Origin of the sequence: Mesorhizobium sp. C264A (genome assembly GCF_040324515.1) — a bacterium.
Taxonomy (GTDB): Bacteria; Pseudomonadota; Alphaproteobacteria; order Rhizobiales; family Rhizobiaceae; genus Mesorhizobium.
Map to the genome: position 1 here is coordinate 164,768 of NZ_JAMYVY010000001.1, position 25,959 is coordinate 190,726.

Below are 25,959 nucleotides of genomic sequence, written 5' to 3' on the forward strand. Positions count from 1 at the left end.
CCTTGTTTTATCACCGAACGCGACAAAGTGCACACCCGGCTCGCAGATTGTGTGCCGAATGTGGTGCTTTCCACATTGTGGCACTTCAAAGACCTGTAGTGCGGCAAGGTGTCGAAACCTCGTCGCCCAAACCGCCGGTGTGTAACCGGCCCGTGAGCAAGAACCAGGAGTTTACCCATGTTGCATCAGCAGAAAATCAGAACCACGGCAGGCCGCGGCCGCCTTTTCGACAGCATTCTCGATACGGTCGGCGACACGCCGGTCATCCGCGTCAACAATCTCGGCCCGGCGCATGCGACCATCTACGTCAAGGCCGAGTTCTTCAATCCGGCTGCGTCGGTGAAGGACCGGCTGGCGCTCAACATCATCGAGGAAGGTGAACGCACCGGCGCGCTCAAGCCGGGACAGACCATCGTCGAGGCGACCAGCGGCAACACGGGCATCGGTCTTGCCATGGTCTGTGCGCAGAAGGGCTACAAGCTGGTGGTGACGATGGCCGACAGTTTCTCGGTCGAGCGCCGCAAGCTGATGCGGATGCTGGGCGCCAAGGTGGTGCTGACGCCTCGCGCCGAGAAAGGCTTCGGCATGTACAAGAAGGCGGTGGAACTGGCCGAAGCCAATGGCTGGTTCCTGGCCCGCCAGTTCGAGACCAAGGCCAACGCCGACATCCATGAAGCAACCACGGGACGCGAGATCGTCAACGATTTCGCCGGCTCGCGGCTCGACTATTTCGTCACCGGCTACGGCACCGGCGGCACCGTCGCCGGCGTGGCGCGGGTGCTGCGCCGCGAGCGGCCTGAGACCCGGATCGTGCTCACCGAACCGGCCAACGCGCAGCTTGTCGGCAGCGGCAAGCCGCAGATGCGTGGCGCCGGCGGAGCGCCGGCCGCCAGCCATCCGTCCTTCGAACCGCACCCGATCCAGGGCTGGACGCCGGATTTCATCCCGCACGTCCTGCAGGAGGCCATCGATGGCAACTTCTATGACGAGGTGATGCCGATCGCCGGGCCGGAGGGCATGAAATGGGCCAAGGCGCTGGCGCAGCAGGAAGGCATCTTCACCGGCATTTCCGGCGGTTCGGCTTTTGCCGTGGCGCGCCAGATCGCCGGCACGGCACCGGCCGGATCGGTGATCCTGTGCATGCTTCCCGATACCGGTGAACGCTACATGACCACGCCTTTGTTCGACGGCATCGAGGCCGAGATGAATGCGGAAGAGCTTGCTCTCTCGCGCTCGACGCCCGGTTGCCAGTTCCCGGCATGATGACGCGGGAGCAAATTGCATGGACGCGATGCCTGGACACTCGGCTACCAGTGCCGAGGAAACGCTTGACCCCTCGGACTGGGCCGATGTGCAAAGCCTGTCGCATCGGATCGTTGACGATGCCGTCGCTTACCTGCGCGATGTCAGGCAACGGCCGGTGTGGCAGGAGATGCCTGGAGATGTGAGGGATTTCTTCACCGCCTCGCTGCCGCAATCGCCGACCCCGCTTGCCGACATCTATGGCGATGTCGTGGACAAGGTGATGCCCTATCCGATGGGCAACATCCATCCGCGCTTCTGGTCCTGGTATATGGGGTCGAGCAATTTTACCGGCGCGATCGGCGATTTCCTGGCGGCAATCCAGGGCTCCAATCTCGGCGGCGGCAACCATGCCGCCGCCCTGATGGACGGCCAGGTGGTCGACTGGTGCAAGCAGATGATGGGCATGCCGGCTTCGGCCAGCGGTACGCTGGTCAGCGGCGGCTCGATGGCCAACATCATCGGGCTCACCGTGGCGCGCAACACCAAGGCCGGCATCGACGTGCGCGAGCACGGCGTTGGAGCAATCGAAAAGCCTTTGCGTTTCTATGGCTCGGACCAGGTCCATTCCTGTCACCGCAAGGGGATGGAAGCGCTCGGTCTCGGCAACAAGGCGCTGCGCCGCATTGCCAGCGACGCCGGCCTGCGCATCGACATTGAAGGTTTGAGGACTGCGATATCGGAAGATCGCGCGGCCGGGTTCAAGCCGGCCTGCATCATCGGCAACGCCGGCACTGTCAACACCGGCGCCATCGACGATCTGCAGGCGCTGGCCAAGCTGGCGCATGAGGAGGACCTCTGGTTCCATGTCGACGGCTGCATCGGCGCGCTGATCGCGATCGCGCCTGAGAATGCACATCGCGTCGCCGGCATCGAATGGGCCGATTCCATCGCGCTCGATCCGCACAAATGGCTGCATGCGCCGTTCGAGGCAGGCTGCGCGTTGGTCAGGGATGCCTCGGCGCATCGCAAGACCTTCGCGGTGACGCCGGAATATCTGGAATCGACACCGCGCGGGTTGGCCTCCGGCCAATGGCTGCACGACTATGGCCTGCAGACGACACGTGGCTTCAAGGCACTCAAAGTGTGGATGGCGTTGCGAGAACACGGCGTCGAAAAATTCGGCCGCCTGATCGACCAGAACATTGCGCAGGGGCAGTATCTCTCAGGGCTGATCGCGGCCGAACCAGCGCTCGAACTGACGGCGCCGACCAGCATCAACATCGTCTGCTTCCGCTATCGCGCGGATGGTCTCGATGGCGAGCGCGCGAAAGCGCTCAACACCGAGATCATGCTGAGGCTGCAGGAAGACGGAACCGCCGCCATTTCCGATACCACGGTGCAAGGCCGGCATTGCCTCAGGGTGGCGATCAACAACCACCGGACCCGGCGCGAGGATCTCGACCTTCTCGTCGCCGAAACGGTCCGCCTGGTCAACGAGATCGCTTCTGCCTGACCGGCCATGGGGTAGTTCTCAGCCGCTGGCGGCCTCCTTTAAATCGCCCTCCGTAGCGGGAAACGTCACGCCGGGAAGGTAAAATGTGATCGGCCGGATTTCGTAGACTGCCGAGGGATTCACGCGGCGCAAGTCGCGCGCAGCCGCAATCGCCGCCTCCTGCGTGGCGCAGTCGAGGACATAAAGACCCAGCAATTGTTCCTTGGTCTCGGCAAACGGCCCGTCGATGACGATGCCTTCGCCCGGACCGCGCAGCGTCACGGCGTCGGCGGTCGCGCCCAGTCTTGCCGCCGGCCCGAGCTTGCCTTCGCGGGTCAGCCTGGCGTTGACTTCGAGCAGGTCGTGCATCAGCGCCGCATCCTGCTGCGGCGTCAGGGACTGGATGGTCTGTTCGACGTGATAGGCCAGGATGGCGTAAAACATGCGGCGATCTCCTCCTGTTCGAGCGGCTGCACTATTGCAAGGTTGGGTTGGCTGATCCACCCCCGGTGCCCATCGAGACGCTAGTCTGCTGCCTCATGCCGCCAGCGGCAGGCTGAGCTCCGTCAGCAGGCCGCCGCGGGGACGGTTGGACAGGTAGACATCGCCGCCGGCGGCACGCGCAATGTTGCGGGCAATGGTCAGGCCGAGGCCGAGACCGCCGGTCTGGCGGTTGCGCGATTGCTCCAGCCGCACGAAGGAACCGAACACCTGGTCGAGCTGCGCCTGCGGTATGCCCGGCCCCTCGTCGCGGATGACCAGCGTGACCGTGCCGTCCGACTGCCGCAGGCTGACATGGGCTTTCTTGCCGTAGGTCACGGCATTCTGGACCAGATTGTTGACGCAGCGCTTCAGCGCCACCGGTCGCGCGATGCAGATCATGCCACGCGGCCTGGCGCCGTCATGGTCGAACGTGACGTCCTCGAAACTGTCGGCGATCGATTCCACCAGCGACCAGAAATCGATCCGCTCGCTCTTCTCCTCGGTGACTTCGAAGGTGGCGAAGTCGATGACGGAGCTGGCGATGCTCTCGATGTCGGCGAGGTCGTGGGCCAGCGCCTCGCGGGCCGTCGATCTGCGCAACAGTTCGAGGCGCAGCCGCATGCGGGTCAGCGGCGTGCGCAGATCGTGGGCGAGCGCGGCGGCCAGATGTTCGCGGTCCTCGACATAGTCGCGCAGCCGGACCTGCATGGCGTTGACGGCTTTGGCCGCGGCGCGGATTTCGCGGCTGCCGGTCTCGGCGATCGGCGGGCTCTTCAGGTCCGTGCCGATCCGGTTGACCGCCGTTTCCATCATCCGATAGGGCGCTGTCAGCCGGCGCAGCGACCAGATCGACATGATCACCACCAAGGCCGCGATCAGCGAATAGAGCGGCAGGCTGTCGAAGCTCAATATCGGTCCGACCGGCGTGTTGGGCTCGGTGAAATTCAGCCATTGGCCGTCGGCGAAGCGGACAGATGCCGTCAGCTTGTCGCTCTGGGCGAAGCTCGCCGCCAGCGATAGCAGGTCACGCTCCACCGCGCCGACATCCTTGGTCACGGCCACACCGCCAGGCGCGTTGGCTGCCTGGGTTGCCGGATCGCGCCGGACGCGGGCGTCGGTGATGCCGAATTTCGACAGCCGCCCGACCAGGATGTCCTCGAGTTCGGCCAGTTCGTCGTCGCCGGCGATCGACGAGGTGACCGCGGGCGTGTCCGAAACGGTGAGCGCATAGGTGGCGTTGAACAGACCGGAGGCCGTCAGCTTGCGCTGCTCCGGCGTGTCGTCATGCATCAGCTGCACCAGCGAATAGGCGCGGTCGTTCAGCCGGTAGAGATCGACCTCGTCATTGGCGACGGCGCGATCGCGCGAGACGATATAGAGCGTAGCGACCTGGCTGATCAGCAGGCCGGCAATGACGATGAGCAAAACCCAGACCGGCAGGGTTTGCGGCAGGAAACGTCTCATTCGGAGGTGGTCTCGGGCAGAAACTGGTAGCCTCCGCTGCGCACGGTCAGGATCAGTTTCGGCGTCTTGGGGTCGTCTTCCATCTTGCGCCTGAGGCGGCTGACCAGGATGTCGATGCTGCGATCGAAGGAATAGTCGCTGTCGCCGCCGGAAAGCTCGATGAGCTGGTCACGGGTGAGCACTCGCTGCGCGCTTTTAACGAAGGTCTGCAACAGGTTGAACTCCGCCATCGTCAGCTCGACCCTGACGTCGCCCGGCGCCATCAGCCGGCGGCGCGAGCAGTCCATCGTCCAGCCGGCGAAATGATAGATCTGCTTGGTGGTGGCGCGCTTCGGCTCGGCAGCACCATTGCGCCTCAAAACGGCGCGGATACGGGCCAGCAGCTCGCGCGGATCGAAGGGTTTGGGCACATAGTCGTCGGCGCCCATCTCCAGGCCGACGACGCGGTCGGTGGTCTCGGTCACCGCCGTCAGCATGATGATCGGCGTCGAGTAGCTGGCGCGCAGGTCGCGGCAGAGCTCCAGCCCGCTCTTTCCCGGCAGCATCACATCAAGCACGATCAGGTCTACCTGCGTGCGGCGCAGTATGTCTTCCATCTCGACGCCGTCGGCGGCAACCGTAGTGCGCAGGCCCCGCTTCTGGAAGAATTCCTGAAGCAGGTCGCGAATGCCCTTGTCGTCGTCGACGATCAGTATGTGCGCATCGGATTTCACGGCGATCCTGTCATTGCTGGCGGCCGGTCGGCGGCTGCCTTCTGAGTCTGCTTCTGTGGCGTCACCCACACGATAGAATTCTGGCCACATGTTGGCCAGCGGCGATGATCGCCCGCAAAGCCGATTTGCCAGAAACAATCCAGAAACAAAATTCTATAGTCCGGAAAAACTCCCGAAAAAAATCAAGGGCATAAAAGGTGCCGTGGCGGTCAGGACATCGGCTGCGACGCGAAGTCTCCGGAGTAACGGACATCACCAATGCACAGGTTCACGATCAGCTTGATGGGTGCGCTGCTCAGCATTCCGCTCGTCACAGCCGCGGTCGGAGCCACAACCGCAAAGGTGACGCCGATCACAAGGAGCGAGCGCTGCATCGATCTCAATCGCCAGGTAGACGAAGCCCTTGAAACCCATGCCGCGGCAACGCAGGTCACCGCGGCGAAAGCACTGCAAAGAAAGGGAAACCGGTTCTGCGCCAACAAGAAACAGGCACAGGGTATCCGGATGCTCGCGAACGCTTTGAAGCTGCTTGGAGTGACACCGATCGACCCGGTTCAGTGACACTCGAAACTCGACCCGCACAAAGAAGGAAATGAAGCCATGAAAAAGTCCATCCTCTCCGCCACCGGTCTCGCCGTCGCTCTCGCTTTCGCAATGCCGGCTCTGGGCAATGCCGCTGCCACCACGACCGCTGCTCCGGCTGCTTCCACGACCACCGCTCCGGCGACCACGACCGCCAAGCCCCCGGTGAAGAAGGTCGTCGCCAAGAAGCCCGTCAAGAAGCACAAGAAGGCGAAGAAGGTCGTCAAGACGGACGCCCCGAAGGCCTGATCCAGACAGCCAACAGGCTTGTCTGTAACAAGGCCGCTCCAGCACCCCCCGGCTGGAGCGGCCTTGTCGTGTGAGTGCATGATTACCCGTTGATGGGTGCCGGCCACCCAGGACTTTAACCCGTTTGCAATGCCGGTCCGGTAGGATAGCCCGCATGAAGAAGCGGCTTTCATCCATTCTGCGCTCGATGGCCATCGGCGGCCTTGTGGCCTCGGCAATGGTCAGGGTGCTGATCCAGTTCACCGCCAGCCCGGTGCCCGATCCGGTGAGCGGGCGCACGGAGCCGTCGCTGTTTGCACCGGCAATCTCCAGCAGCTGGCAATACATCACACCATGGCAAAGCCTGCTGCTTACCGTGATCACCGGCGCGGCGCTGGCCTGCTTCTTCGGCTGGCTCGCGGTCGCCTGGGTCGAATACAAGGCGGCCGGATCAAGGCCGGATGCGGCATCCAGCGCACGGCAATTCCAGGCTCGTCGCGTCGCCGATCGCCAGAGCCGTTGAACCGCAGCGTACAGTTCCTAAATTTGTGAACGGCAGCACTTCCGGGAAGCCGGTTTGGCGCGCCGATCAAAATGGACGACGGCTTTCCCCCATGACAAAGTGAGAGCGACCCCTCGCGCGATACCGGTTCCCGATGCCTGAAATCAGTTCCAAACCCCGCACCAAGACCAAGCCGCGGACCGAGCGGCCGAAGCTCTACAAGGTCATCCTCATCAATGACGATTTTACGCCGCGCGAATTCGTGGTGACGGTGCTGAAGGGCGAGTTCAAGCTCAGCGAAGACCAGGCTAACCGGGTGATGATCACCGCGCACCGGCTCGGCGTTTGCGTCGTTGCCGTCTTCACCAGGGATGTCGCCGAGACCAAGGCGACACGGGCCGTCGACGCGGCCAAGGCCAAGGGGTACCCGCTGCTGTTTACGACGGAGCCGGAGGAGTAGGTTGAGCGTCTTTCTCCCCGTATAGTGACGGAGAAGGGATCCTTACCTTCCCTCTCTGTACCACATCGCGCCCATGGCCAGCAGCAGCAGGCAAAGGCCGAGGAAGCCGCCGAACAGGGGTACGCGCGAGACGGCTTTGAGCACGCTGTCGTCGGTGCTGCGCAGGCCGATCCAGTCTGCGCCCGAGGCCGCACCGGAGGCGCGGACCGGGACGATGGAGGGCAGGGCGACGCTGCCGGTGAGCTGGCCAAGGGTGGAGGAGGCCGCCAGCCGGCGCACGCTGCCGCCGGTGGCCTCAGTCGGAGCCTTCAAGCGGTCCTCGGTAGAGACGACGTCGGAGAATTCCGGCGCGTTGACCGGGCCGACATGGGCGAGTGCGGTCAGGTCACCATTGCCGATCTGGTAGAGGCCGATCTCCTTGGTCTCGATGCTGCCCAGGAAAACGCCGGGTTCGGACTTCTCCAGCTTGACGATCAGCGCCTTGCCCGAAGGGGTGATCACCTGCGCCGGGCCGGGATCGTCGCTCATCGTCTGGCGGCGGATTTCCAGCATCATGCCGCGGCCGTCGGCGGTCAGCCGCTCTTCCTCGAGTTCAGGTTCCTTCATCAGCCAGTGGGCGATGCGGCGGTAAAGCTGGACATGCGGCCCGCCACCCTCGAAGCCGCGCGCCCATAGCCAGCCCTGATCGGACAGAAGCATGCCGACGCGGCCTTCGCCCTTATGATCGAGCAGAAGCAGCGGGCGGTTGTCGGCGCCCTTCATCACCACTTCGCCTTCGGGGTTCTGCACGCCGATGGTGCGGAACCAGCGGCTCCAGCGCGGCGGCTCGGTCGCCGAGCCGTCGAGGCCGCGCGTCACCGGATGGCGCTGGCCGAGATCGGTGAGGCGCGGATAGAAGGCCTTGTCGATGACTTCGCCGGTCGGCATTGCCGGCAGCGACGACATTAGCGGGGTGCGGGCAATCGAGGAGTCGCCGGCATATTCCGGCCCGGCGGCGATCAGCAGCGCGCCGCCCTTTTCGACGTATTCGGAGATGTAGTCGTAATAGAGGATCGGCAGCACGTCGCGGTGCTGGTAGCGGTCGAATATGATGAGATCGAAATCCTTGATCTTCTCGACGAACAACTCGCGGGTCGGGAAGGCGATCAGCGACAGTTCGTTGATCGGCGTGCCGTCCTGCTTTTCCGGCGGCCGCAGAATGGTGAAATGGACGAGATCGACCGAGGCGTCGGATTTCAGCAGATTGCGCCAGGTGCGCTCGCCGGCATGCGGTTCGCCGGAAACCAAAAGCACGCGCAAGTTCTCGCGGATGCCGTCGATCAGCGCGATGGCGCGGTTGTTGGCGTCGGTCAGTTCGCCCGGCTCGCGGTCAATGGAGAGTTCGACGATGTTGCGGCCGGCGCCGGGGATGGTCACCTGCAGCGGCATCGCCTGGCCGATGGTCGCCTCTTCGACCGCGACCTGCTCGCCATTGACCGAGACGCGGACATCGACCGGGCCGGTTTCGCCGTCGGTGGCGATGACGCGGTAGGTCATGTCGAGCGGCTTGCCGACGAGGCCGAAGCGCGGCGCGTTCTCGAAGCGGATGCGGCGGTCCTTCTCGTGCTCGTTGCCGGTGATCAGCGCGTGCAGCGGCGCATTGAAGTCGGGGGCGGCCGGGGCGTCATGCACCTCGCCATCGGTGATCATGATGGCGCCACCGATGCGCGAGGGCGGCACGTCGCGGAAGGCGCCTTCAAGCGCTGCAAAAAGCTTGGTCTCGGTGAGCTCGTCGGCAGCTTCCGACTTGCCGGCCTCGACGACGCGGACGTCGAACTGCTTGAAGCGGCCAAGGCGCTGCTGCAAACCGGCAAGCGCTTCGTCGGTCTGTTTGGTCCGGTCGCCGATATCCTGGCTCTGGCTGCGGTCGACGATGACGGCAACGACGCTCTTCAGCGCCTCGCGCTCCTCATCGAGGAAGACCGGATTGAGGAGTGCTGCGCCCAGCGCAATCAGCGCCGCGAAGCGGAAGATCGCGCCGCGCTGGCGAAACCACAAGCCGACAGCCGCCAGCACCAGCAGCGGTGCGAGCACCAAAGCCAGCAAGGGCCAGGACAGCAGCGGTTCGAAGGAAACCGACCAGTTCATAGGCTTACTGCCCCAGCCGTTCGAGCAGGATCGGCACGTGCACCTGGTCGGATTTGTAGTTGCCGGTCAGCATGTACATCATGATGTTGACGCCGGCGCGCAGCGCATAGATGCGCTGCATCGGATCCGATGGCACGGTCGGCAAAAGCGGGTCACCATTCTCGTCGACGGCCCAGGCGCCGGCAAAATCATTGGCGGTGATCAGGATCGGCGAGACGCCGTCGCCGACGCGTACCGGCCGATTCTCGGCATTGCTGGCCTCGAGCGAGGCTTCCACCCAGAGCGGGCTGCCGGAGAAGCGGCCGGGAAATTCGGGCAGGATGAAGAAGGATTTGGTCAGCACATGGTCGGCGGGCACCGGCTCCAGCGGCGGCACGTTGAGATTGCCGAGAATGTCGCGCAACCGTTCCGTCGCCGGGCTCGCCGAATCCGCACCGATGCCGTTGGCGAACTGGTCGCGCGTGTCGAACAGCACCGTGCCGCCCTGCTGCATATAGGCGTCGATGCGGGCGATCGCGGCTTGGCTCGGCATCGGCGCGGAGGGGTCGATCGGCCAGTAGATCAGCGGATAGAAGGAAAGCTCGTCCTTCGAGATATCGACGCCCGCCGGCGCGCCCGGCTCGAGCGCGGTCTTCTCGATCAGGAAGCGGGTCAGGCCTTCGAGCCCGGCGCGGCTGATCGAATCGTCACCGGGCACACCGGTCAGCACATAGGCGATGCGGGTCTTGGCAATATCCTCGATAGCCGCGGCATCGCCGGGCTTGGCATCGTCGGCGCGGGCGAGGTCGGCATGGCCAAACAGCATGCCGAGGCCAAGCAGCAGCGCAGCCGTCGTTGCCGCAGCCGAGCGGGCGCGGCGCGGCCGGCGCGAGATCAGCCCGCCCATCCAGAACACCGCCAGCGTGTCGAGTAGCATAAGCACAAGTGCCGCTGTGACCAGCGATCCCTTGAGGTCGCGCGATTCATCGAAAGCGTACTGGATATTGGTCACCGGCACTGTGAATTGCGGGCGCACCAGCGGCGCGAAGGCGGTGGCCGGGTCGAGCAGATTGTGGGCGAAAACGCCGGTTTCCGAGCCATAGAGGCCGGGCGGGTTCTCGAACGTCACCGGCAGCGAGCCGGCGCCGGGGACCAGCGGTCGTGCGTCCGGCGTCGGCGGCACCAAAGTGCCGTCGGCGGCTATCATGCGATAAGGCGCCAGCGACGTAGCAGCGGCTTCAGCGTTGGCGACCGCCGCACCCTGGTTGCGCGACAGCTGCACAATGCGCCGCAGCATCTCGACGAAGCTGCCGGAGATCGGCAGCGTCGACCATGTCGCTTCCGGGGTGATGTGGAACAGAACCAGCGTGCCCTTGCCCTTCTTCAACCCGGTCACCAGCGGGGTGCCATCGGCAAGGGTTGCCCAGGTGCGTTCGACGATGTCCGGCGTCGGTTCGGCCAACACCTGCCGGCTCACCGTGATCTCGGCCGGCGGTGCGAGGTCGGCGAACGGGCCGTTCTTCGGGAATTCGGTCACCGCTTGCGGCGTCGTCCATGACAGCGCGCCGCCAAGCGAGCGCTCGCCGGTGCGCAGCCTGACCGGCAACAGATCATCGTCATTGCCGGCGGCGGCCAGCCGCGAACCGGCAAAGCGCACCAGCGTGCCGCCATTGTCGACCCAGTCGACCAGCCGCTGATGGACCTGCGGCGGAATGGTACCGATATCGGCCATGACGATCATCGCCGGCTTCTGGTCGAGAAGCTGCGGGATGGCGTCGGCGAGATCGACGCTCGACGGTTCGACCAGATCGGCGAAAGGCTGCAGCGCGCGCCTGATGTAATAGAGCGGCGACAGGAGCGGCTGCGCCTGGTCGGCCTCGGCCTGCGATAAAAGTCCGACGCGGCGGCGCTTGGAGCTTTCGTCGAGCACGCGCACCGCACCTGCCTGGCGTTCGCCGTCGAGCGCGATCGAGGCGAAGTCGTTGCGCAGTTCGAACGGCACCGCCATCGTGCCGGTGGCGGTGGTCTCACCCGGCGCGAAGGTCAGCGTCGCGTCGGCGATGCGGCGGCCCTTATCGTCGAAGGCGCCGGCGGTGACTTGGGCCGGCGCCGGATCGCCGGGCGCGCGGATGGCGGTCAGGGCGAAGCCGTCGACCTGATTTTCGGCGCCAGTGAGCCCAGTCAGCGCCAGCCGGTCGGAATTGGCCCAGACGACACGGGCGGCGCTTTTCGACAGCAGGGTGTTGAAGGCGGCCTCGTCGCCCTTTGCCGCAAGGCCGTCGGTGAGAACGGCAACGCTGGCGCCGGGCAAGGTTTCCAGCACGCCGGCGACGCGGGCATAGACAGCGGGTCGGTCGGTCGGGATCGGCCTCGGCTTGGCGGCGCGCAGCCGGTCGAGGGCAGCCGCCCCATCGAAGGGGCCGATCTCGGCGTTCGGCTTTTCGGCGGTGAAGGCGATGACGACCGGTACGCCGTTCGAACCGGCATCGGCGATCAGCCGCTGGGCGGTGGCGACGCGCTTGCCCCAGTCGGCGGCACTCGCCCAGTCATTGTCGATGACGAGTGCCAGGGCGGCGCCCTCGGCCGGCAATTTTTCGCGCGGATTGAAAACGGGTTCGGCTAATGCCGCGACGACAAGGGCTGCCATCAACAGCCGCAGCAGCGTCAGCCACCACGGGCTCTGCTGCGGCGTTTCCTCGCGCTTCAGCACGCGAGCGAGGATCTTCAGCGGCGGAAACATTTCGGACTGCGGCTTGGGCGGTGTGAGCCTGAGCAGCCACCAGATCACCGGCAGCGCCAGCAGGCCCCACAACACCATGGGAGCGCCAAAGGAGAGCGGCAGCCAGCTCATGCGCCGGCCCTTCCCACGAATGCGCCATCGGCGGTCATCGCCATGTGGATGCGCACCAGCGCCTCGGAAGCGAGGCGGTCGGTGTGGTTGACGGTATAGCTCCAGCCGAGGCGCTTGCACCAGCTGGCCAGCTCCTGGCGGCGGGCGGTGTAGAGCAGGCGATATTCGTCGCCGAGCATTTCGGCGCGGCCGGCGGTCAGCTTGTCGCCGGTCTCGGGATCGGTGAATTCGGTGCGGCCGGCATAGGGAAAGGTCTCCTCCGCCGGATCGGCAACCTCGATCAGATGCGCACGCACGCCATGCCGCGCCAGCACATCGAGCCATTCCATGGTCTCCTCGACCGGGTCGAGGAAATCGCTGACGACGACGATGTCGCAGAAGCGGCGGATGGCGGACAGGTCAGGCTTTGCCGGCGGGTCGGCGGCGTGCATCAATTGCGCCGCGATGCGCTCGGCGCCGTTGCGGGCGGTGAACGGATCGGTCAGGCCGGGCCAGGCGATGCGCTCGCCGCTGCGAGATAGTAATTCGGCCATGGCCAGTGCCAGCACCAGCGCGCGCGATTCCTTGGAAACGCTGGCGCCAGTCGATTTGTAGAGCATGGAGGGCGATGGGTCGGCCCAAAGCCACACCGTGTGGGCTGCTTCCCATTCGCGGTCGCGCACATAGGTGTGGTCGTCCCGGGCCGAACGGCGCCAGTCGATGCGCGAGGAATCGCCTTCGACATAGGGGCGGAACTGCCAGAAATTCTCGCCGATGCCGCGCTTGCGGCGGCCATGCCAGCCGGCAATTACCGTATTGACGATACGGCGTGCCTCGACCAGCAGGTCCGGCACCAGCGAAGCCCGCAACCGGCCCCTGGCGAGCGCGTCGCGCGTCGCTGCCGGTGCCTGGACTTCGCCGATACGCGCCATCAGATTCCTTTGGCCAGTTTCGCTACCACGTCGCGCACGGTCGTGCCCTCGGCGCGGGCGGCAAAGGTCAGCGCCATGCGGTGCTGCAGCACCGGTTCGGCCAGCGCGCGGATGTCGTCCACCGACGGCGCCAGCCGCCCGTCATAAAGCGCGCGCGCACGGGCGCACAGCGTCAGCGCCTGGCTGGCGCGCGGGCCGGGACCCCAGGCGACATGCTTGTCGGTCTCGGCATTGCCCTGGCCGGGACGCGCCGAACGCACCAGTTTGAGGATGGCGTCGACGACGCTTTCGGGCACCGGCATACGGCGGATCAGCGTCTGGATTTCCCTCAGCCGCGCCGGCTGCAGGACGTTTTGCGCCTTGGCGTCCTCGATGCCGGTGGTTTCGAGCAGGATGCGCCGCTCGGCCTCGATTTCGGGATAAAGGATGTCGACCTGCATCAGGAAGCGGTCGAGCTGTGCTTCGGGCAGGGGATAGGTGCCTTCCTGCTCCAGCGGGTTTTGCGTCGCCAGTACATGGAAGGGCGCGGGCAGGTCGTGGCGAATGCCGGCGATGGTGACGTGATATTCCTGCATCGCCTGCAGCAGCGCCGACTGGGTGCGCGGCGAGGCGCGGTTGATCTCGTCGGCCATCAGCAATTGCGCGAAGATCGGGCCGGAGATGAAGCGGAAGGAGCGCTTGCCGGCCTCGTCCTGTTCCATCACCTCTGAGCCGAGAATGTCCGACGGCATCAGGTCGGGTGTGAACTGGATGCGGCGCGAATCGAGGCCGAGCACGACACCGAGCGTTTCGACCAGCTTGGTCTTGGCAAGGCCGGGCACGCCGACCAGCAGCGCATGGCCGCCGGCAAGCAGCGCCACCAGCGTGCGCTCGACCACCACTTCCTGGCCGAAAATGACGCGGCCGACGCCGTCGCGCACCCTGGAAATATCGGCCAGCGCAGTCTCGGCCTGGGCGATCATGTCCTTTTCGCTGATTGGGCTTTCCTTGACCATTACGCTCATGCCGCATCGATCCTTGTGCTGGAAGTACCGGCTTGCACTGTAGTGCCTTAGAATGCCGCGATTCGGCTTCGCCTGGCGCCTACGAATGAATTTAAATCACAGACTTAGGCTGACAAGCGGAACAACAGTGACTATTTCGTGACCATGACGGAACGCTCCGAACATCGCGAGCACAGCCTTGCTGCCGCAACCGAGGCGCGCGGTCTCGAAGCGTTGATCTCGCGTGCGGCTCGCGCCGGCAAGGGCGCGGCGCCGGTGGAGCGCTGGAATCCCGACTTTTGCGGCGATCTAGACATGGAGATCAAACAAGACGGAACGTGGTTCTATCTCGGCACGCCGATCGGCCGCATGCCGCTGGTGCAGCTGTTTTCCAGCGTGCTGCGCAAGGACGAGGATGGCAGGACCTATCTGGTGACGCCGGTCGAACGGGTCGGCATCCGCGTCGTGGACGCGCCTTTCATCGCGGTTGAAATGGATGTTTCCGGCGCCGGCGCCGAGCAGACCATCACTTTCCGCACCAATGTCGGCGATGTCGTCGAGGCCGGACCTGGCCATCCGCTGCGCTTCGTCGACGAGAACGAGACCGGCGGGCTAAAACCCTATGTGCTGGTGCGCGGGCGGCTGGAAGCGCTGGTGGCGCGGCCGGTGATGTACGAACTGGTCGGGCATGGCGAGGAGATCGATATCGGCGGCAAGACGATGTTTGCCGTGCGCTCGAAAGGCGAAATCTATCCGATCATGCCGGCGGAAAAACTGAAGCGGCTGAGCGCATGATGGATCAGGTGAGGCCGCCGCCGTTTTCCACAGCGGATTTTCGCGCGCGGGTCGCGGCGCAAGCTGAAGCCCATGCCGGCGACGATTATGGCGATCATCGCTTCAACCCCGGCCATCCACGGTTGACGCAGCTCAAAGCGCTGCGCGACGCCGCGGTGCTGATCCCGGTCGTCGATCATGGACGCGATGCGACCGTGCTTTTGACCAAGCGGGCGGAAAAACTGCGCAGCCATTCCGGGCAGGTGGCTTTTCCCGGCGGCACCATTGATCCCACCGATGCGACCCCGGAAGCAGCGGCCTTGCGCGAAACCTTCGAGGAGATCGGGCTCGGCCAGGACCGCATCGAGATCATCGGCCGCATGCCCGATTATGTCGCCGGCAGCGGCTATCGCATCGCCCCGGTGCTGGCGGTCGTGCAGCCCGGTTTTACGCTGTCGCTCAATGCCGACGAGGTCGATGCCGCCTTCGAAGTGCCGCTCTCGTTCCTGATGGATCCGGCTAACCACACCAGGGACAGCCGCATGTGGAACGATCTGGAATGGTTCTTCTACGATATGCCCTATGGCGGCCAGCGCATCTGGGGCGTCACCGCCGGCATCATCCGCACCCTCTATGAAAGGCTCTATGCTTGAGTGATCCGGTATCGCTGGCGGGCAGAGCCGACTGGCTGGGTGAAAAGCATCTGCAACGGCTGCTTGCCGTGCTGGCGCAGGGCGGCGAGGAAGCCCGCATCGCGGGCGGCGCGGTGCGCAATGCGCTGATTGGGCAGCCGGTCGCCGATATCGATGTTGCTACCACTTGCCTGCCCGAGGAAACCGTTCGCCGGGCCGAGGCGGCGGGCTTCAAGGCGGTGCCGACCGGCATCGAGCACGGCACGATCACGGTGATTGCCGGCGGCGCGCCCTATGAGGTCACCACGCTGCGCGCCGACATCGAGACCGATGGCCGCCGCGCTAAAGTGTCGTTCGGCCGCGACTGGAAGGCCGACGCCGAACGGCGCGATTTCACAATCAACGCGCTCTATGCGGAGGCTGACGGGACGGTGGTCGACCTGGTTGGCGGCGTCGGCGATATCGAGGCACGAACGCTGCGCTTCATTGGCGATGCCGAGCAGCGGATCCGCGAAGACTATCTGCGCATCCTGCGTTTCTTCCGCTTTTTCGCCTGGTATGGCGAGGGTCGGCCCGATGCCGAGGGATTGAAGGCCTGCGCCCGGCTCAAGGACGGTCTCGCCCATCTCTCGGCCGAACGCATCTGGTCCGAGCTGAAGAAGTTGTTATCGGCCCCAGATCCGTCGCGCGCCTTGCTGTGGATGCGCCAGGCCGGCGTGCTCACCAGCGCCCTGCCGGAAAGCGAGAAATGGGGCATCGATGCCATTCATGGGCTGACCAAGACAGAGAAGGATCTGGGCTGGGCGCCGGACCCGCTGCTCAGGCTGGAGGCGATCGTGCCGCCCGATGCGGCGCGGATGAAGACACTGGCCGAGCGGCTGAAACTTTCGACCACTGAGGCGGAGCGCCTGCGCCACTGGGCGCTGACGGCTGCCGTCGAGCCCAAGACAAGCGAAGCGGAACTGGCCAAGAAACTCTATTCCGGCGAGCGCCAGGGTTTTCTCGATCGCCTGCGGCTGTCGCTGGCGTCGGCGCGAGCGCGGGCTCTCGAGGACAATGACGCGCTGGTTCAGGCCGGCGGGTTTTCGCGCCTGCTCGCTTTTGCGCTGAAATGGGAAAAACCGGTGTTCCCAGTCAAGGGCGGCGATCTGACGGCGCTTGGCGCGTCGCCGGGGCCAATACTCGGTGCGATCCTGAAAAACCTGGAAAAGGAATGGATCGGGTCCGGCTTTGCGCTCGATCGCGACGCGCTGCTGGAGCGCGCCGCGGAAGCCTTGAAGGCCAGATAGGACTGCTCAGGCCGCGTCGCGAACTTTCTCGATGCGCGAGCGGATCGCCTCGATCATCGTCTCGCGAATGACCGTTTCGCCATGTGTCTCGCGCATATGGTCGACGGCGCGGCGCATGACCTCGGCTTCCTCACCGGCACGGGTGTGCCACTCACAGCCGGGAACCAGCGAGCCGCAATGGAATTCCTTCATGGATTTACTCCTTTTCCTCCTTGGAGCCTGTGCCTCTCATGGGCACACGAAGCTCCGCCATCTCTGTTCCGCGCCCTGTCACAGCAGTCGGGTTTCGGGGGCGCGCACGGGGGAGTTAGCATAACACGGTTCCACGAGTTTGGTTGCCGTGGGGGCGAAAAAGGCGGAGCAGCGCTGCTCCGCCCCCTCTTGCCAGGCTAAGCCAAGGCGAGAACGTTCGGTCTTGTCCCGATCACTTCTCGATCTTGACGGACTCGGCAACCTTGTTCTTGCCGCTCATGTCCCAGGAAACGCGGACCTTTTCGCCTGCCTTCAGGCCAGGATCCTTGAAGGTCTTGGGCAGCGTAAAGGTCGATCCATCGTCCAGAACGAGGCTCATGGCCGTGCCATCATAGGTCTTGACCGTGCCCGTGGTGTGCTTGACCGCGGCAAAGGCAATCGAGCCGGAAGCGAGAAGGGCAGCGGCGGCTGCCGAAACAATGAGCTTTCGCATGTAATACTCCTGGAAATGCGGGCATCCGTTTGGAAAATGCTCCGCCTTGTTCAGGGCCGTCCGGTAGCGTCGTGTCGCGGTTCGGGACTGAACCGCCGGCGCTTCCCGGCCCGAAACGACAAATAGTCGTTTTATTTCAATCGCCTATTAGACGAAAAAAATAATGGCGATGCCACATTGGCTGCCCAGATTCGGCGAATGGGACGTCAATGCGGCTCACGTTTCGCTCACCGATTTTTTACGGCCACCGGACCTCCGGCGGCAGGCTGGACAGGATCGAAGCGACATTGCCGCCGGTCTTCAGGCCGAAGATGGTGCCGCGATCGTGAAGAAGGTTGAATTCGACGTAACGGCCGCGGCGAATGAGCTGCTCGTCGCGGTCGTCGTCGGTCCAGTTCTCGTTGAAATGGGCGCGAACCAGGTGTCCGTAGACGACAAGGAAAGAACGCCCGACATCCTGGACGAAGTTCAAATCGGCATTCCAACCGCCTTTCTCCTCCCCCGAATGCAGCCAGTCGAAAAAGATGCCGCCGACGCCGCGCGGCTCGTTGCGGTGCGGCAGATAGAAATACTCGTCGCACCAGGCCTTGAACTTCGGGTGGTCGGCGACCGCGGCATTCTTCTCGCAGGCGAACTGCATGGCTCGATGGAAGGCGACCGTGTCGGGGTGATCTTCCGTGCGGTTGCGGTCGAGCACCGGCGTCAGATCGGCGCCGCCGCCAAACCAGTGGCGCGACGTCACGACCATGCGGGTGTTCATGTGCACGGCCGGCACGTTGGGGTTCCAGGGATGCGCGATCAACGAAATGCCTGATGCCCAGAAGCTCGGGTCTTCCTCGGCGCCGGGCATCTGCTTCCTGAATTCGGGCGAGAATTCGCCATAGACGGTCGAAGTATGGACGCCGACCTTCTCGAAGACGCGGCCGCGCATCATCGACATGGCGCCGCCGCCGCCCTTTCCATTGTCGCGTTCCCACGGCGTCTTCTCGAAGCTGCCGGGCGACCATTCGGCCAGTGGTCCCTGCAGTTCCTGTTCGATCTGCTCGAAGGTTGTGCAAATGCGCTCGCGCAGCGTCTCGAACCAGAGCCTAGCCTTCATTTTCTTCTGTTCGATGTCGGGTGGCAGGCCTGCCGGTATTTCTGGTCGTTCCAAAATGCTGTCTCCGGTCGCGGCCGACAAAGGACCTAGTGGAGTGAATTTGACATTTGCACACAGCGTGGCGCAGGGCACGATGCAAATGTCAAATTCGAAAACTCCACCAGAAACATAAACTTGCTAGCGGTCCTTGTGATTCCAACATTCGCAACGGCGCCTGGGGATTAGGGAGGCGAATGTTGGAATCGGACCACTAGCCTTTTCCGGGCGCGATCCCTAATCTCTTAGGGGCAAGGGTCAAGTGTCATCTGGTTCGGCCCAGGAGTTGTTTCATGCGCACGCCGGCAAGACCGCCGCTGCATGGCCTGAAGAAAAGGCTCGATCGTTCACGCGCCGAGCGCGAGCGCATGCCGCGTGACGGGTTTTTGCGCGAGACCTTCGTCCTGCCGCGCCCGGATGCGCGGCTCAAGGCCAAGGAATGGTTCGAGCGTTTTCCCAAGCAGGCCTACTGGACCGAGATCGAAAGCTGGTTCGAGCGGCCGGGCGACGTAATCGAATTCACCATACGGCGGCTGCCCGCGGCGGATTAGGATTCCACAAGCAGTCGCCTTGCGCCCGGCCCTTGCGCACTCAAGCGATCTTCCCTGTTTCGCAGCGGGCATTTGTCGATCGACATGCAGCCGCAGCCGATGCAGTCGGTAAGGCCGTCGCGCAGCTTCTTTAGCTGAGTGATCTTGCGATCGAGGTCGTCGCGCCAGCCGGTCGACAACAGGTTCCAGTCCTCGCGCGTCGGGGTACGGCCTTCTGGCAGCGATTCAAGTGCGGCGCCGATCTCGGCCAGCGAGATGCCGACCTCCTGGGCGATCCGGATGATCGCCACCCGCCGCAGCACGTCGCGGCCATAGCGCCGCTGGTTGCCCGACGTGCGGTGGCTGCGGATCAGCCCGCGCGCCTCGTAGAAATGCAGCGCCGACACCGCCACGCCGCTGCGCATGGCCAACTGGCCGACCGTCAATTCCTTTACCGGAGCCATCTCGATTTTCCGCTTGACCTCAACTTAAGTTGAGCTTGTAGCCAGGAAATGTCGATAGGGCAATTGAGGAGAAGGCGATGTGCGCCTGGGTGAGAATGATGCAAGACGCAAGGGCCGTTGGCGATGACGACAACGCGTTGAAGGTTCTAGCCGAGCTGCCGGATGGCTTCACCGGCGACCATGGCGACGGACAGCGCGACGTTGATGCTGCGCGTGCCCGGCTGCATCGGGATCGTCAGCCGCGCATCCGCCGCCTGATGGACAGGATCCGGCACGCCGGCGGATTCGCGGCCGAACAGCAGGATGTCGCCTTGGGCGAAGCTGAAGCCCGTATAGGGGGTCGCGGCTTTGGTGGTGAGCAGCACCAGCCGGCAGGCTTGGCCCTTGCGCCAATCCTCGAAGGCGTTCCAGTCGACATGCCGGGTCAGGGCAGCCATTTCGAGGTAGTCCATCCCGGCGCGCTTGAGCGCTTTGTCGGAGAGCGGAAAGCCGGCTGGTTCGATAATGTCGACGCCAAGGCCGAGGCAGGCGGCGAAGCGCAGGATTGTTCCGGTGTTGCCGGCGATGTCAGGCTGGTAGAGGGCGATGCGGAGACGGTGGTTCATTTCCGCGTCTTTCTAATAAGTGGCAGATCGGCCACAGCGGGTGGCTGGTTTTGGAAATTGCTGGACCTGCGGGTGGCCATTTTCTGCGAAGTCGATTATACCGCAGGCATTGTCAACCCGAACCGATGGAGGGGTATTTCATGATGACCATGCACATCCTGCGCCCCTCCCGTGGGCTTACCTGCCTGCCGGCCGTTTCGGTACGACGATTTACCTGATTTCTTAGATCTGATCGCACCGATTCCCGCCGAACCCAATTTTCGGCTCTTGAAGGAATCCTGCGATGTTTTTCAACCGGTTAAAGGGGCCTAGAGCCCCAGCTGAGCATGTCGCGACCGAGGCCAATCCTCGTGTCCCCACGGATGCAATCCGTGCCTCCGGCCGAATGCCGGCGCACGACATTGCTTCGCCTTTTTATGTCTATTCTCACACGGAGGACGGACCGATGTTCGATCCCTATAAGATACCGGGTTCAAGAAGCCTGCACGAACGCAAGACGGCGACCTGGGCGTTGCTGGTCGGCGAGACCTATTCGTCGGCGGTTCACGCCGAGACGCGCCGGCGTCCGCATCGCGGCATGTTGCCGGATGTCGATTTCTCGCGTGCGGTTCCTGACCACAGCCGGCCGTCGCTGGTGCGCCGGATCATCCGGCTGATCCGGCCGGGCGCGAAAAACCGGACTGGCGGCGGCGTGCCGTCAGCTCAGTCGAAGGCTTCTGTCGGTGAAAAGCCCGCAAGTCCCTATATTGCGCGAAGCAGGACCGATGGCCCGGGTGATTCCGGGCCGTCGGTCCCCGCCGACGTACGGTCTGGGGACGCGGAGCGCCCCGGGGATTTTTCCCGCGCCGCATGAGCGGACAAAAGTTTTGTGAGCATCACTATGTTTAGCTGGTTTGAAAGAAGGCTCGATCCGTTCCCCGCAGCGGAACCGGTCGAGCCGCCGAAGACGCTGGTTGCCTTCTGCGTGCACTATACGCGCGGCGCCTGGCCATACATCATCGTCGACGCGGTGCTGGTGACGGCGATTGCCATCGCGGAGGTGTGGATGTTCGGCTTCATGGGCCACATCGTCGACTGGCTGTCCGGGCAGAACCGCGAAACCTTCCTGCAGACCGAGAGCTGGAAGCTCGCCGGCATGGCCTTCGTCGTGCTGTTCGCGCTGCCAGGTACAGTATGGCTGCATTCTTTGCTCAACCAGCAGACGCTGATGGGGAACTACCCCATGCGCATCCGATGGCAGGTGCATCGTTATCTCTTGAAGCAGTCGATGAGCTTCTACCAGGACGAATTCGCCGGCCGCATCGCCACCAAGCTGATGCAGACGGCACTCGCCGTGCGCGAATGCGTCATCAAGGTGATCGAGGTGCTCAATTACGTAATCGTCTATTTCCTCGGCATGCTGTTCATCGTCGGCTCGGCCGACTTGCGGCTGGCGGCACCTCTCGGCGTCTGGCTGCTCGGCTATATCGGGTTGTTGCGCTATATCATCCCGAAGCTGGGCAAGGTCGGGGAGGCGCAGGCCAATGCGCGCTCGACTATGACCGGCCGCGTCGTCGACAGCTACACCAACATCCAGACGGTCAAGTTGTTTTCCCATGCACGGCGCGAAGCAACGTTCGCGAGAGAAGGCATGGCAGGCTTCCTCGACACGGTCTACCGGTCGATGCGGCTGGTGACGGTGCTTTACGGCCTGCTCTATATCCTCAACGCGCTGCTCCTGTTTTCGGTGACGGCGACGGCGCTGTGGCTGTGGCTCGGCCAGGCGGTGACGATCGGCGCCGTCGCCGTGGTCATCGGCCTCGTGCTCCGTATGTGGGGCATGTCGCAGTGGATCATGTGGGAAATGTCGAGCCTGTTCGAGAACATCGGCACGGTGCAAGACGGCATCGCCTCGATCTCGCTGCCGCGCCTGGTTGAAGACCGGCCGGGGGCGAAGGACATTGCCGTCACCAAGGGCGAGATCCGCTTCGACGACATTCGTTTCCACTATGGCAAGCAGAAGGGCGTCATCGAGAACCTGTCGCTGACGGTGAAGCCCGGCGAGAAAGTCGGCATTGTCGGGCGCTCGGGTGCGGGCAAGTCGACGCTGGTCAATCTCCTGTTGCGGTTCTACGACCTCGAGAACGGCCGGATCCTGATCGACGGCCAGGAGATCGCTTCGGTGACGCAGGATTCGTTGCGCGCGCAGATCGGCATGGTGACGCAGGACACTTCGCTGCTGCATCGTTCGGTGCGCGACAACATTCTTTACGGGCGGCCCGATGCGACGGAGGAAATGCTTGTCGAGGCAGCCGGGCGGGCCGAGGCGCTGGAGTTTATCGGCAGGCTTTCGGATCACACCGGACGTAAAGGGCTCGACGCTCATGTCGGCGACCGCGGCGTCAAATTGTCCGGCGGCCAGCGGCAACGCATCGCCATTGCTCGCGTTATGTTGAAGGACGCACCGATACTTATCCTTGACGAAGCGACGTCGGCGCTGGATTCCGAAGCCGAGGCCGCCATCCAGGAGAATCTCTACAAGCTCATGCAAGGCAAGACCGTCATCGCCATTGCGCACCGGCTGTCGACCATCGCGGCAATGGACAGGCTCGTCGTCCTCGACAAGGGCCGTGTCATCGAGGAGGGGTCGCACGAGGAACTCGTCGCCAGCGGCGGGCTCTACGCGCAGCTCTGGCAGCGCCAGTCGGGCGGGTTCCTGCTCGATGACGGTCCGGTCGATGCCGCCAATGACGCTGTTGCCAACGACATCGGCGTGAAGGGTGAAGCCGCAGAGTGATGACGTCAGCATGATGACAGCCGTCTATCGCTGGTTCGAGGACTGGGTCTATCCGTTCAGGGAGCCGGCGGACCTTCGGCCACCGCCAAGCGTCGGCGGCTTCCTCTGGCACTATGTCGGCCAGGCGAAGTTCGCCTTCTTCGCCATGCTGGTCATCGGCGGCATCGCGCCGCTGATCGAGGCCGGGCTGTTCTACTTCGTCGGGCGGCTGGTCGATATTCTCGACCAGCTTCCTGGCGAGCGCAGCTGGAATGCGCTGTGGACCGCCGCCGGTCCTGAACTGGTGTTCATGATCGTCGTGGTGGCGGTCATCCGCACAGTCGTCGTCGGCCTGTCGGCGCTGGTCAACGAACAGACGATCACGCCGGGCTTCTACAATCTGGTGCGCTGGCAGGCGCACCGGCATGTGTCGCGGCAGTCCTACACTTTCTTCCAGAACGATTTCGCCGGCCGTATCGCGACAAAAGTCTGGCAGGCGGGGCAGGCGACCGGCGACCTGATGGAGAGCTTCATCGAGGTCATCTGGTTCATGCTCATCTATACGGTGACGACCTTGGCGCTGGTCGCCGGGCTGGATCTGCGCCTGGCCGTGCTGGTGGTGATCTGGATTCTCGCTTTCGCCTGGCTGGCCAAGCTCTATCTGCCCTCGATCCGCAGGCATGCCGAGGCCACGGCTGAAGCGGGCTCGATGATCAATGGGCGCATCATCGATTCCTATTCCAACGTGCAGACGCTGAAGCTATTCTCGGCCGACGGCGACGACCGCTACATCAAGAACGGCTTCGACATCTATCTCGATGCACTACGGCCCTTCACCCGCCGGCTGACCGGCGTGCGCATGGCGCTGACGACGCTGTCGGGCATCATGATCACCGCGATTGGCTGCTTTGCCGTCTATCTCTGGGTCGAAGGGTCGATCACCGTCGGCGCCGTCGCGTTCACGCTGTCGCTGGTCTTGCGGCTCAACATGCTGCTCGGGCGCGTGATGATGCAGCTCAACGGCATTTTGCGAAATCTCGGCGTGCTGGAGAACTCCAAGGCGCTGATCTCGCAGCCGCTTGGCCTTGTCGATGCGCCGGATGCGAAAGAGCTTGTCGTCGCCGGCGGCCGCATCGAGGTGAAGAATGTCGAGTTCCACTACGGCAAGGGTTTTGGCGTGCTGAATGGCATCGACCTTGTGGTCAAGCCTGGCGAGAAGGTCGGGCTGGTCGGGCCGTCCGGTGCGGGCAAGACGACCTCAGCCAATCTCATCCTGCGCCTCTACGACCTCGAGAGCGGGAAAATCCTGATCGACGGGCAAGACGTCGCCGAGGTGACGCAGAACTCGCTGCGCGCCAATATCGGCGTGGTCAGCCAGGACACGGCGCTGTTCCACCGCTCGCTACGCGACAACATCAAGCTCGGCATGCCGGATGCAACTGACGCCGAGGTGATCGCGGCGGCGAAGAAGGCCGAGGCGCACGAGTTCATATTGGGCCTGCGCGACAACCGGGACCGTACCGGCTACGAGGCTTTTGTCGGCGAGCGCGGCGTGAAACTGTCGGGCGGCCAGCGCCAGCGCGTCGCGATCGCCCGCGTCTTCCTCAAGGATGCGCCGATCCTGATCCTCGACGAGGCGACCTCGGCGCTCGATTCCGACATCGAGGCGGCGATCCAGGAGAATCTGGCCAGGCTGATGGAGAACAAGACGGTCATCGCCATAGCGCACCGGCTGTCGACCATCGCCGCGCTCGACCGTCTTGTGGTGCTGGACGGAGGCCGCATCGTCGAACAGGGCACGCATGACGAGCTGGTGGCGCTCGACGGGCTCTATGCGCGGCTGTGGAAGCGGCAGTCCGGCGGCTTCCTCTACCACGAGGAAAGCGTGCTGGAAGAGGCGCGGCCGGCGGAGTAGGGCATGGCAGCGTCGCCTGATATCGGCTACGTCCTCAAGCGGCTGCGGCCAACCGCGCCGGCCTTCGACGCGCTGAAGGAGGAGAGCCGGCTGGAGGGCTACTGGATGCTGGTGCGTCTGGCGGATGGCTGGGCAGGCGGCCGCAACAAGTTCCTGAAACGAGGCGAGGCGCTGTTTGGCGCATGGCATGGCCGAGAACTCGCTGGTGTGTGCGGGTTGAACATCGATCCTTATTTCGAAGGCAGGGACCACGGCCGGGTCAGGCACCTGTTCGTCAGCGCGCGTCATCGCCGCAGCGGCATTGGCCGCATGCTGGTCGAGACCGTCATTGACAGGGCACGTCAGCATTTTGCCGTGCTGAATACCCGCGCGCCACAAGAAGCCTTTGGGTTCTATGAACGGCTTGGTTTCCAGCCGGTGGTGAGCGAAGAATTCGTCACGCACCGCATGATGCTCTCTCAAGACAGAAAAGGAGGCTGAGATGTCACTGCATCCGCCATCCCTAGGCGCCTCGGCTGCCGAAGCCGCGTTCGACGCCCTCGGCCATGAGATACTGGCTGAAAAGGCCGCAGCGCTCGGCCGTGCCGGCCAACGGGTCGAGGAAACGCTGGCCAAGCTCCGTCAGAACAACGACGACGAGGAGCAGCGACCGCGGCTGCTCAAGGAGGCTGCCGCAGCGGTGCACGCCTATTTCATCCAGCGTGAACTCTGCGGCCTGCGCCGGCATGAGTCGGTCATCCGCGAATACGATATCCCAAGGGCCGTGCTGGTCAGGCTCGGTGCAAGCTAGAGGTCATCAGCCGGCAAAATTCATTCCAGCCATTCGGTGATGAAGCTGCCGTTTTCGTGGATGTCGGTCGTTTCGAACGGGCCTGGGCCAAGATTGGTGAATTTGTGCGGCGTATCGGGCGGCACGATCAGGATCTGGCCGGCCGTGGCCTCGATCTGCTGGTCGCCGATCGTGAACAGGCCGGTGCCTTGCCGGATGATGAATATCTCACAATAGGGATGCGTGTGCAGGCGCGGGCCGCCGCCAATCTCTTCCTGATAGTTGAAAATCAGGCAGGAGTTGGAGCCGTAGGCGCCGCATTGCAGTTCGCCCTGCCAGCGGCCGGGCGTCCTGGTCCAGGTCTCGCGGTCGATGATGTGTGCCAT

Annotated in this window: 28 protein-coding genes; 15 read left to right on the forward strand and 13 right to left on the reverse strand. The window is 64.0% G+C overall.

What is annotated here, in order from left to right; genetic code table 11:
• Positions 1 to 177: 177 nt before the first annotated feature.
• Both NKL04_RS00840 and NKL04_RS00845 read left to right on the forward strand, forming a co-directional pair.
• The gene (locus tag NKL04_RS00840) at positions 178 to 1,263 is read left to right on the forward strand and encodes a PLP-dependent cysteine synthase family protein (protein ID WP_023691604.1); all 1,086 of its coding nucleotides are present in this window, start codon (positions 178 to 180) and stop codon (positions 1,261 to 1,263) included.
• A 19-nt stretch (positions 1,264 to 1,282) separates the two neighbouring features.
• On the forward strand, positions 1,283 to 2,758 hold the full coding sequence (locus NKL04_RS00845) for a pyridoxal phosphate-dependent decarboxylase family protein (protein WP_023701549.1): 1,476 nt from the start codon (positions 1,283 to 1,285) through the stop codon (positions 2,756 to 2,758).
• An 18-nt stretch (positions 2,759 to 2,776) separates the two neighbouring features.
• Here the strand turns inward: NKL04_RS00845 and NKL04_RS00850 are convergent, their stop codons facing one another.
• The 3 genes from NKL04_RS00850 to NKL04_RS00860 all read right to left on the reverse strand — a co-directional run bounded on the left by NKL04_RS00850 (position 2,777) and on the right by NKL04_RS00860 (position 5,397).
• Positions 2,777 to 3,181 (reverse strand): YciI family protein, encoded by a 405-nt coding sequence (locus NKL04_RS00850; protein ID WP_023691602.1) that lies wholly within the window; start codon positions 3,179 to 3,181, stop codon positions 2,777 to 2,779.
• 93 nt (positions 3,182 to 3,274) lie between these two features.
• A complete protein-coding gene (locus NKL04_RS00855) occupies positions 3,275 to 4,684 on the reverse strand; it encodes an ATP-binding protein (protein ID WP_023701550.1) in 1,410 nt (469 codons plus the stop codon).
• Complete coding sequence (locus NKL04_RS00860; protein WP_023670002.1) at positions 4,681 to 5,397, reverse strand: response regulator; 717 nt, start codon at positions 5,395 to 5,397, stop codon at positions 4,681 to 4,683. The genes NKL04_RS00855 and NKL04_RS00860 overlap by 4 nt, the downstream gene beginning before the upstream one ends.
• A 258-nt stretch (positions 5,398 to 5,655) precedes the next feature.
• Here NKL04_RS00860 and NKL04_RS00865 point away from each other — a divergent pair, with 258 nt between their 5' ends.
• The 4 genes from NKL04_RS00865 (at position 5,656) to clpS (ending at position 7,169) form a co-directional block, all read left to right on the forward strand.
• Complete coding sequence (locus NKL04_RS00865) at positions 5,656 to 5,958, forward strand: hypothetical protein (protein ID WP_023683677.1); 303 nt, start codon at positions 5,656 to 5,658, stop codon at positions 5,956 to 5,958.
• A 39-nt stretch (positions 5,959 to 5,997) separates the two neighbouring features.
• Positions 5,998 to 6,228 carry a hypothetical protein gene (locus NKL04_RS00870; RefSeq protein WP_023670004.1) on the forward strand — a complete coding sequence of 77 codons (231 nt, stop codon included), beginning with the start codon at positions 5,998 to 6,000 and terminating at the stop codon, positions 6,226 to 6,228.
• 154 nt (positions 6,229 to 6,382) lie between these two features.
• Entirely contained in the window at positions 6,383 to 6,730 is a 348-nt protein-coding gene (locus tag NKL04_RS00875) for a hypothetical protein (protein WP_023670005.1), read from the forward strand.
• A 133-nt stretch (positions 6,731 to 6,863) separates the two neighbouring features.
• Complete coding sequence (clpS, locus tag NKL04_RS00880; RefSeq protein ID WP_023670006.1) at positions 6,864 to 7,169, forward strand: ATP-dependent Clp protease adapter ClpS; 306 nt, start codon at positions 6,864 to 6,866, stop codon at positions 7,167 to 7,169.
• Positions 7,170 to 7,211: 42 nt separating this feature from the next.
• Here the strand turns inward: clpS and NKL04_RS00885 are convergent, their stop codons facing one another.
• Genes NKL04_RS00885 through NKL04_RS00900 form a run of 4 tightly spaced genes read right to left on the reverse strand, consistent with a single transcriptional unit; the run spans position 7,212 to position 14,041 of the window.
• Entirely contained in the window at positions 7,212 to 9,296 is a 2,085-nt protein-coding gene (locus tag NKL04_RS00885; RefSeq protein ID WP_023691601.1) for a membrane protein, read from the reverse strand.
• 4 nt (positions 9,297 to 9,300) lie between these two features.
• Positions 9,301 to 12,126, reverse strand: coding sequence for a DUF4159 domain-containing protein (locus NKL04_RS00890; RefSeq protein WP_023701553.1), 2,826 nt, complete (start codon positions 12,124 to 12,126; stop codon positions 9,301 to 9,303).
• Complete coding sequence (locus NKL04_RS00895; protein WP_023701554.1) at positions 12,123 to 13,037, reverse strand: DUF58 domain-containing protein; 915 nt, start codon at positions 13,035 to 13,037, stop codon at positions 12,123 to 12,125. The genes NKL04_RS00890 and NKL04_RS00895 overlap by 4 nt, the downstream gene beginning before the upstream one ends.
• Entirely contained in the window at positions 13,037 to 14,041 is a 1,005-nt protein-coding gene (locus NKL04_RS00900) for an AAA family ATPase (protein WP_023670009.1), read from the reverse strand. The genes NKL04_RS00895 and NKL04_RS00900 overlap by 1 nt, the downstream gene beginning before the upstream one ends.
• A gap of 144 nt (positions 14,042 to 14,185) precedes the next feature.
• Between NKL04_RS00900 and NKL04_RS00905 the strand changes: the two genes are divergently transcribed.
• Genes NKL04_RS00905 through NKL04_RS00915 form a run of 3 tightly spaced genes read left to right on the forward strand, consistent with a single transcriptional unit; the run spans position 14,186 to position 16,715 of the window.
• Entirely contained in the window at positions 14,186 to 14,815 is a 630-nt protein-coding gene (locus NKL04_RS00905; RefSeq protein WP_023701556.1) for a DUF1285 domain-containing protein, read from the forward strand.
• Complete coding sequence (locus NKL04_RS00910; RefSeq protein WP_031209473.1) at positions 14,815 to 15,447, forward strand: CoA pyrophosphatase; 633 nt, start codon at positions 14,815 to 14,817, stop codon at positions 15,445 to 15,447. The genes NKL04_RS00905 and NKL04_RS00910 overlap by 1 nt, the downstream gene beginning before the upstream one ends.
• Positions 15,444 to 16,715: a CCA tRNA nucleotidyltransferase gene (locus NKL04_RS00915; protein ID WP_023701558.1), complete on the forward strand. Its 1,272-nt coding sequence runs from the start codon at positions 15,444 to 15,446 to the stop codon at positions 16,713 to 16,715. The genes NKL04_RS00910 and NKL04_RS00915 overlap by 4 nt, the downstream gene beginning before the upstream one ends.
• Positions 16,716 to 16,721: 6 nt before the next feature.
• Here the strand turns inward: NKL04_RS00915 and NKL04_RS00920 are convergent, their stop codons facing one another.
• The 3 genes from NKL04_RS00920 to hemF form a co-directional block, all read right to left on the reverse strand.
• Positions 16,722 to 16,907, reverse strand: coding sequence for a DUF1059 domain-containing protein (locus NKL04_RS00920; RefSeq protein WP_023670013.1), 186 nt, complete (start codon positions 16,905 to 16,907; stop codon positions 16,722 to 16,724).
• Positions 16,908 to 17,139: 232 nt separating this feature from the next.
• Positions 17,140 to 17,400, reverse strand: a complete 261-nt coding sequence (locus NKL04_RS00925; RefSeq protein ID WP_023686144.1) for a DUF1344 domain-containing protein — start codon at positions 17,398 to 17,400, stop codon at positions 17,140 to 17,142.
• Between the two features lie 238 nt (positions 17,401 to 17,638).
• Positions 17,639 to 18,553 carry an oxygen-dependent coproporphyrinogen oxidase gene (hemF, locus tag NKL04_RS00930; RefSeq protein WP_023686143.1) on the reverse strand — a complete coding sequence of 305 codons (915 nt, stop codon included), beginning with the start codon at positions 18,551 to 18,553 and terminating at the stop codon, positions 17,639 to 17,641.
• A gap of 275 nt (positions 18,554 to 18,828) precedes the next feature.
• On the opposite strand from hemF, the gene NKL04_RS00935 reads away from it, so the two are divergent.
• Entirely contained in the window at positions 18,829 to 19,086 is a 258-nt protein-coding gene (locus NKL04_RS00935; protein ID WP_023683688.1) for a hypothetical protein, read from the forward strand.
• Here NKL04_RS00935 and soxR read toward each other — a convergent pair.
• Positions 19,083 to 19,529, reverse strand: a complete 447-nt coding sequence (gene soxR, locus NKL04_RS00940) for a redox-sensitive transcriptional activator SoxR (protein WP_023691595.1) — start codon at positions 19,527 to 19,529, stop codon at positions 19,083 to 19,085. The genes NKL04_RS00935 and soxR overlap by 4 nt on opposite strands.
• Positions 19,530 to 19,675: 146 nt before the next feature.
• Positions 19,676 to 20,134, reverse strand: a complete 459-nt coding sequence (locus tag NKL04_RS00945) for a tRNA (cytidine(34)-2'-O)-methyltransferase (RefSeq protein WP_023670018.1) — start codon at positions 20,132 to 20,134, stop codon at positions 19,676 to 19,678.
• Between the two features lie 445 nt (positions 20,135 to 20,579).
• Between NKL04_RS00945 and NKL04_RS00950 the strand changes: the two genes are divergently transcribed.
• The 5 genes from NKL04_RS00950 to NKL04_RS00970 are packed head-to-tail and all read left to right on the forward strand — an operon-like array spanning position 20,580 to position 25,594.
• Positions 20,580 to 20,987: a hypothetical protein gene (locus NKL04_RS00950; RefSeq protein WP_023705916.1), complete on the forward strand. Its 408-nt coding sequence runs from the start codon at positions 20,580 to 20,582 to the stop codon at positions 20,985 to 20,987.
• A 27-nt stretch (positions 20,988 to 21,014) separates the two neighbouring features.
• Positions 21,015 to 22,910, forward strand: coding sequence for an ABC transporter ATP-binding protein (locus tag NKL04_RS00955; protein WP_023701561.1), 1,896 nt, complete (start codon positions 21,015 to 21,017; stop codon positions 22,908 to 22,910).
• A 10-nt stretch (positions 22,911 to 22,920) separates the two neighbouring features.
• Positions 22,921 to 24,804 (forward strand): ABC transporter ATP-binding protein, encoded by a 1,884-nt coding sequence (locus NKL04_RS00960; protein ID WP_032997348.1) that lies wholly within the window; start codon positions 22,921 to 22,923, stop codon positions 24,802 to 24,804.
• A 3-nt stretch (positions 24,805 to 24,807) separates the two neighbouring features.
• Complete coding sequence (locus NKL04_RS00965; protein WP_023686138.1) at positions 24,808 to 25,284, forward strand: GNAT family N-acetyltransferase; 477 nt, start codon at positions 24,808 to 24,810, stop codon at positions 25,282 to 25,284.
• 1 nt (position 25,285) lies between these two features.
• Complete coding sequence (locus NKL04_RS00970; protein ID WP_023701563.1) at positions 25,286 to 25,594, forward strand: DUF6665 family protein; 309 nt, start codon at positions 25,286 to 25,288, stop codon at positions 25,592 to 25,594.
• A gap of 20 nt (positions 25,595 to 25,614) precedes the next feature.
• On the opposite strand, the gene NKL04_RS00975 is transcribed toward NKL04_RS00970, so the two are convergent.
• The gene (locus NKL04_RS00975; RefSeq protein ID WP_023701564.1) at positions 25,615 to 25,959 is read right to left on the reverse strand and encodes a cupin domain-containing protein; all 345 of its coding nucleotides are present in this window, start codon (positions 25,957 to 25,959) and stop codon (positions 25,615 to 25,617) included.

Excerpts from the sequence above, each read along its gene's own strand:
- NKL04_RS00840 (WP_023691604.1), top strand. The coding sequence starts at position 178 with ATGTTGCATCAGCAGAAAATCAGAACCACGGCAGGCCGCGGCCGCCTT.
- NKL04_RS00845 (WP_023701549.1), top strand. The coding sequence starts at position 1,283 with ATGGACGCGATGCCTGGACACTCGGCTACCAGTGCCGAGGAAACGCTT.
- NKL04_RS00850 (WP_023691602.1), bottom strand. The coding sequence starts at position 3,181 with ATGTTTTACGCCATCCTGGCCTATCACGTCGAACAGACCATCCAGTCC.
- NKL04_RS00855 (WP_023701550.1), bottom strand. The coding sequence starts at position 4,684 with ATGAGACGTTTCCTGCCGCAAACCCTGCCGGTCTGGGTTTTGCTCATC.
- NKL04_RS00865 (WP_023683677.1), top strand. The coding sequence starts at position 5,656 with ATGCACAGGTTCACGATCAGCTTGATGGGTGCGCTGCTCAGCATTCCG.
- NKL04_RS00870 (WP_023670004.1), top strand. The coding sequence starts at position 5,998 with ATGAAAAAGTCCATCCTCTCCGCCACCGGTCTCGCCGTCGCTCTCGCT.
- NKL04_RS00875 (WP_023670005.1), top strand. The coding sequence starts at position 6,383 with ATGAAGAAGCGGCTTTCATCCATTCTGCGCTCGATGGCCATCGGCGGC.
- clpS (WP_023670006.1), top strand. The coding sequence starts at position 6,864 with ATGCCTGAAATCAGTTCCAAACCCCGCACCAAGACCAAGCCGCGGACC.
- NKL04_RS00885 (WP_023691601.1), bottom strand. The coding sequence starts at position 9,296 with ATGAACTGGTCGGTTTCCTTCGAACCGCTGCTGTCCTGGCCCTTGCTG.
- NKL04_RS00890 (WP_023701553.1), bottom strand. The coding sequence starts at position 12,126 with ATGAGCTGGCTGCCGCTCTCCTTTGGCGCTCCCATGGTGTTGTGGGGC.
- NKL04_RS00895 (WP_023701554.1), bottom strand. The coding sequence starts at position 13,037 with ATGGCGCGTATCGGCGAAGTCCAGGCACCGGCAGCGACGCGCGACGCG.
- NKL04_RS00900 (WP_023670009.1), bottom strand. The coding sequence starts at position 14,041 with ATGAGCGTAATGGTCAAGGAAAGCCCAATCAGCGAAAAGGACATGATC.
- NKL04_RS00905 (WP_023701556.1), top strand. The coding sequence starts at position 14,186 with ATGACGGAACGCTCCGAACATCGCGAGCACAGCCTTGCTGCCGCAACC.
- NKL04_RS00910 (WP_031209473.1), top strand. The coding sequence starts at position 14,815 with ATGGATCAGGTGAGGCCGCCGCCGTTTTCCACAGCGGATTTTCGCGCG.
- NKL04_RS00920 (WP_023670013.1), bottom strand. The coding sequence starts at position 16,907 with ATGAAGGAATTCCATTGCGGCTCGCTGGTTCCCGGCTGTGAGTGGCAC.
- NKL04_RS00925 (WP_023686144.1), bottom strand. The coding sequence starts at position 17,400 with ATGCGAAAGCTCATTGTTTCGGCAGCCGCCGCTGCCCTTCTCGCTTCC.
- NKL04_RS00935 (WP_023683688.1), top strand. The coding sequence starts at position 18,829 with ATGCGCACGCCGGCAAGACCGCCGCTGCATGGCCTGAAGAAAAGGCTC.
- soxR (WP_023691595.1), bottom strand. The coding sequence starts at position 19,529 with ATGGCTCCGGTAAAGGAATTGACGGTCGGCCAGTTGGCCATGCGCAGC.
- NKL04_RS00945 (WP_023670018.1), bottom strand. The coding sequence starts at position 20,134 with ATGAACCACCGTCTCCGCATCGCCCTCTACCAGCCTGACATCGCCGGC.
- NKL04_RS00950 (WP_023705916.1), top strand. The coding sequence starts at position 20,580 with ATGTTCGATCCCTATAAGATACCGGGTTCAAGAAGCCTGCACGAACGC.
- NKL04_RS00955 (WP_023701561.1), top strand. The coding sequence starts at position 21,015 with ATGTTTAGCTGGTTTGAAAGAAGGCTCGATCCGTTCCCCGCAGCGGAA.
- NKL04_RS00960 (WP_032997348.1), top strand. The coding sequence starts at position 22,921 with ATGATGACAGCCGTCTATCGCTGGTTCGAGGACTGGGTCTATCCGTTC.
- NKL04_RS00965 (WP_023686138.1), top strand. The coding sequence starts at position 24,808 with ATGGCAGCGTCGCCTGATATCGGCTACGTCCTCAAGCGGCTGCGGCCA.
- NKL04_RS00970 (WP_023701563.1), top strand. The coding sequence starts at position 25,286 with ATGTCACTGCATCCGCCATCCCTAGGCGCCTCGGCTGCCGAAGCCGCG.
- NKL04_RS00975 (WP_023701564.1), bottom strand. The coding sequence starts at position 25,959 with ATGGCACACATCATCGACCGCGAGACCTGGACCAGGACGCCCGGCCGC.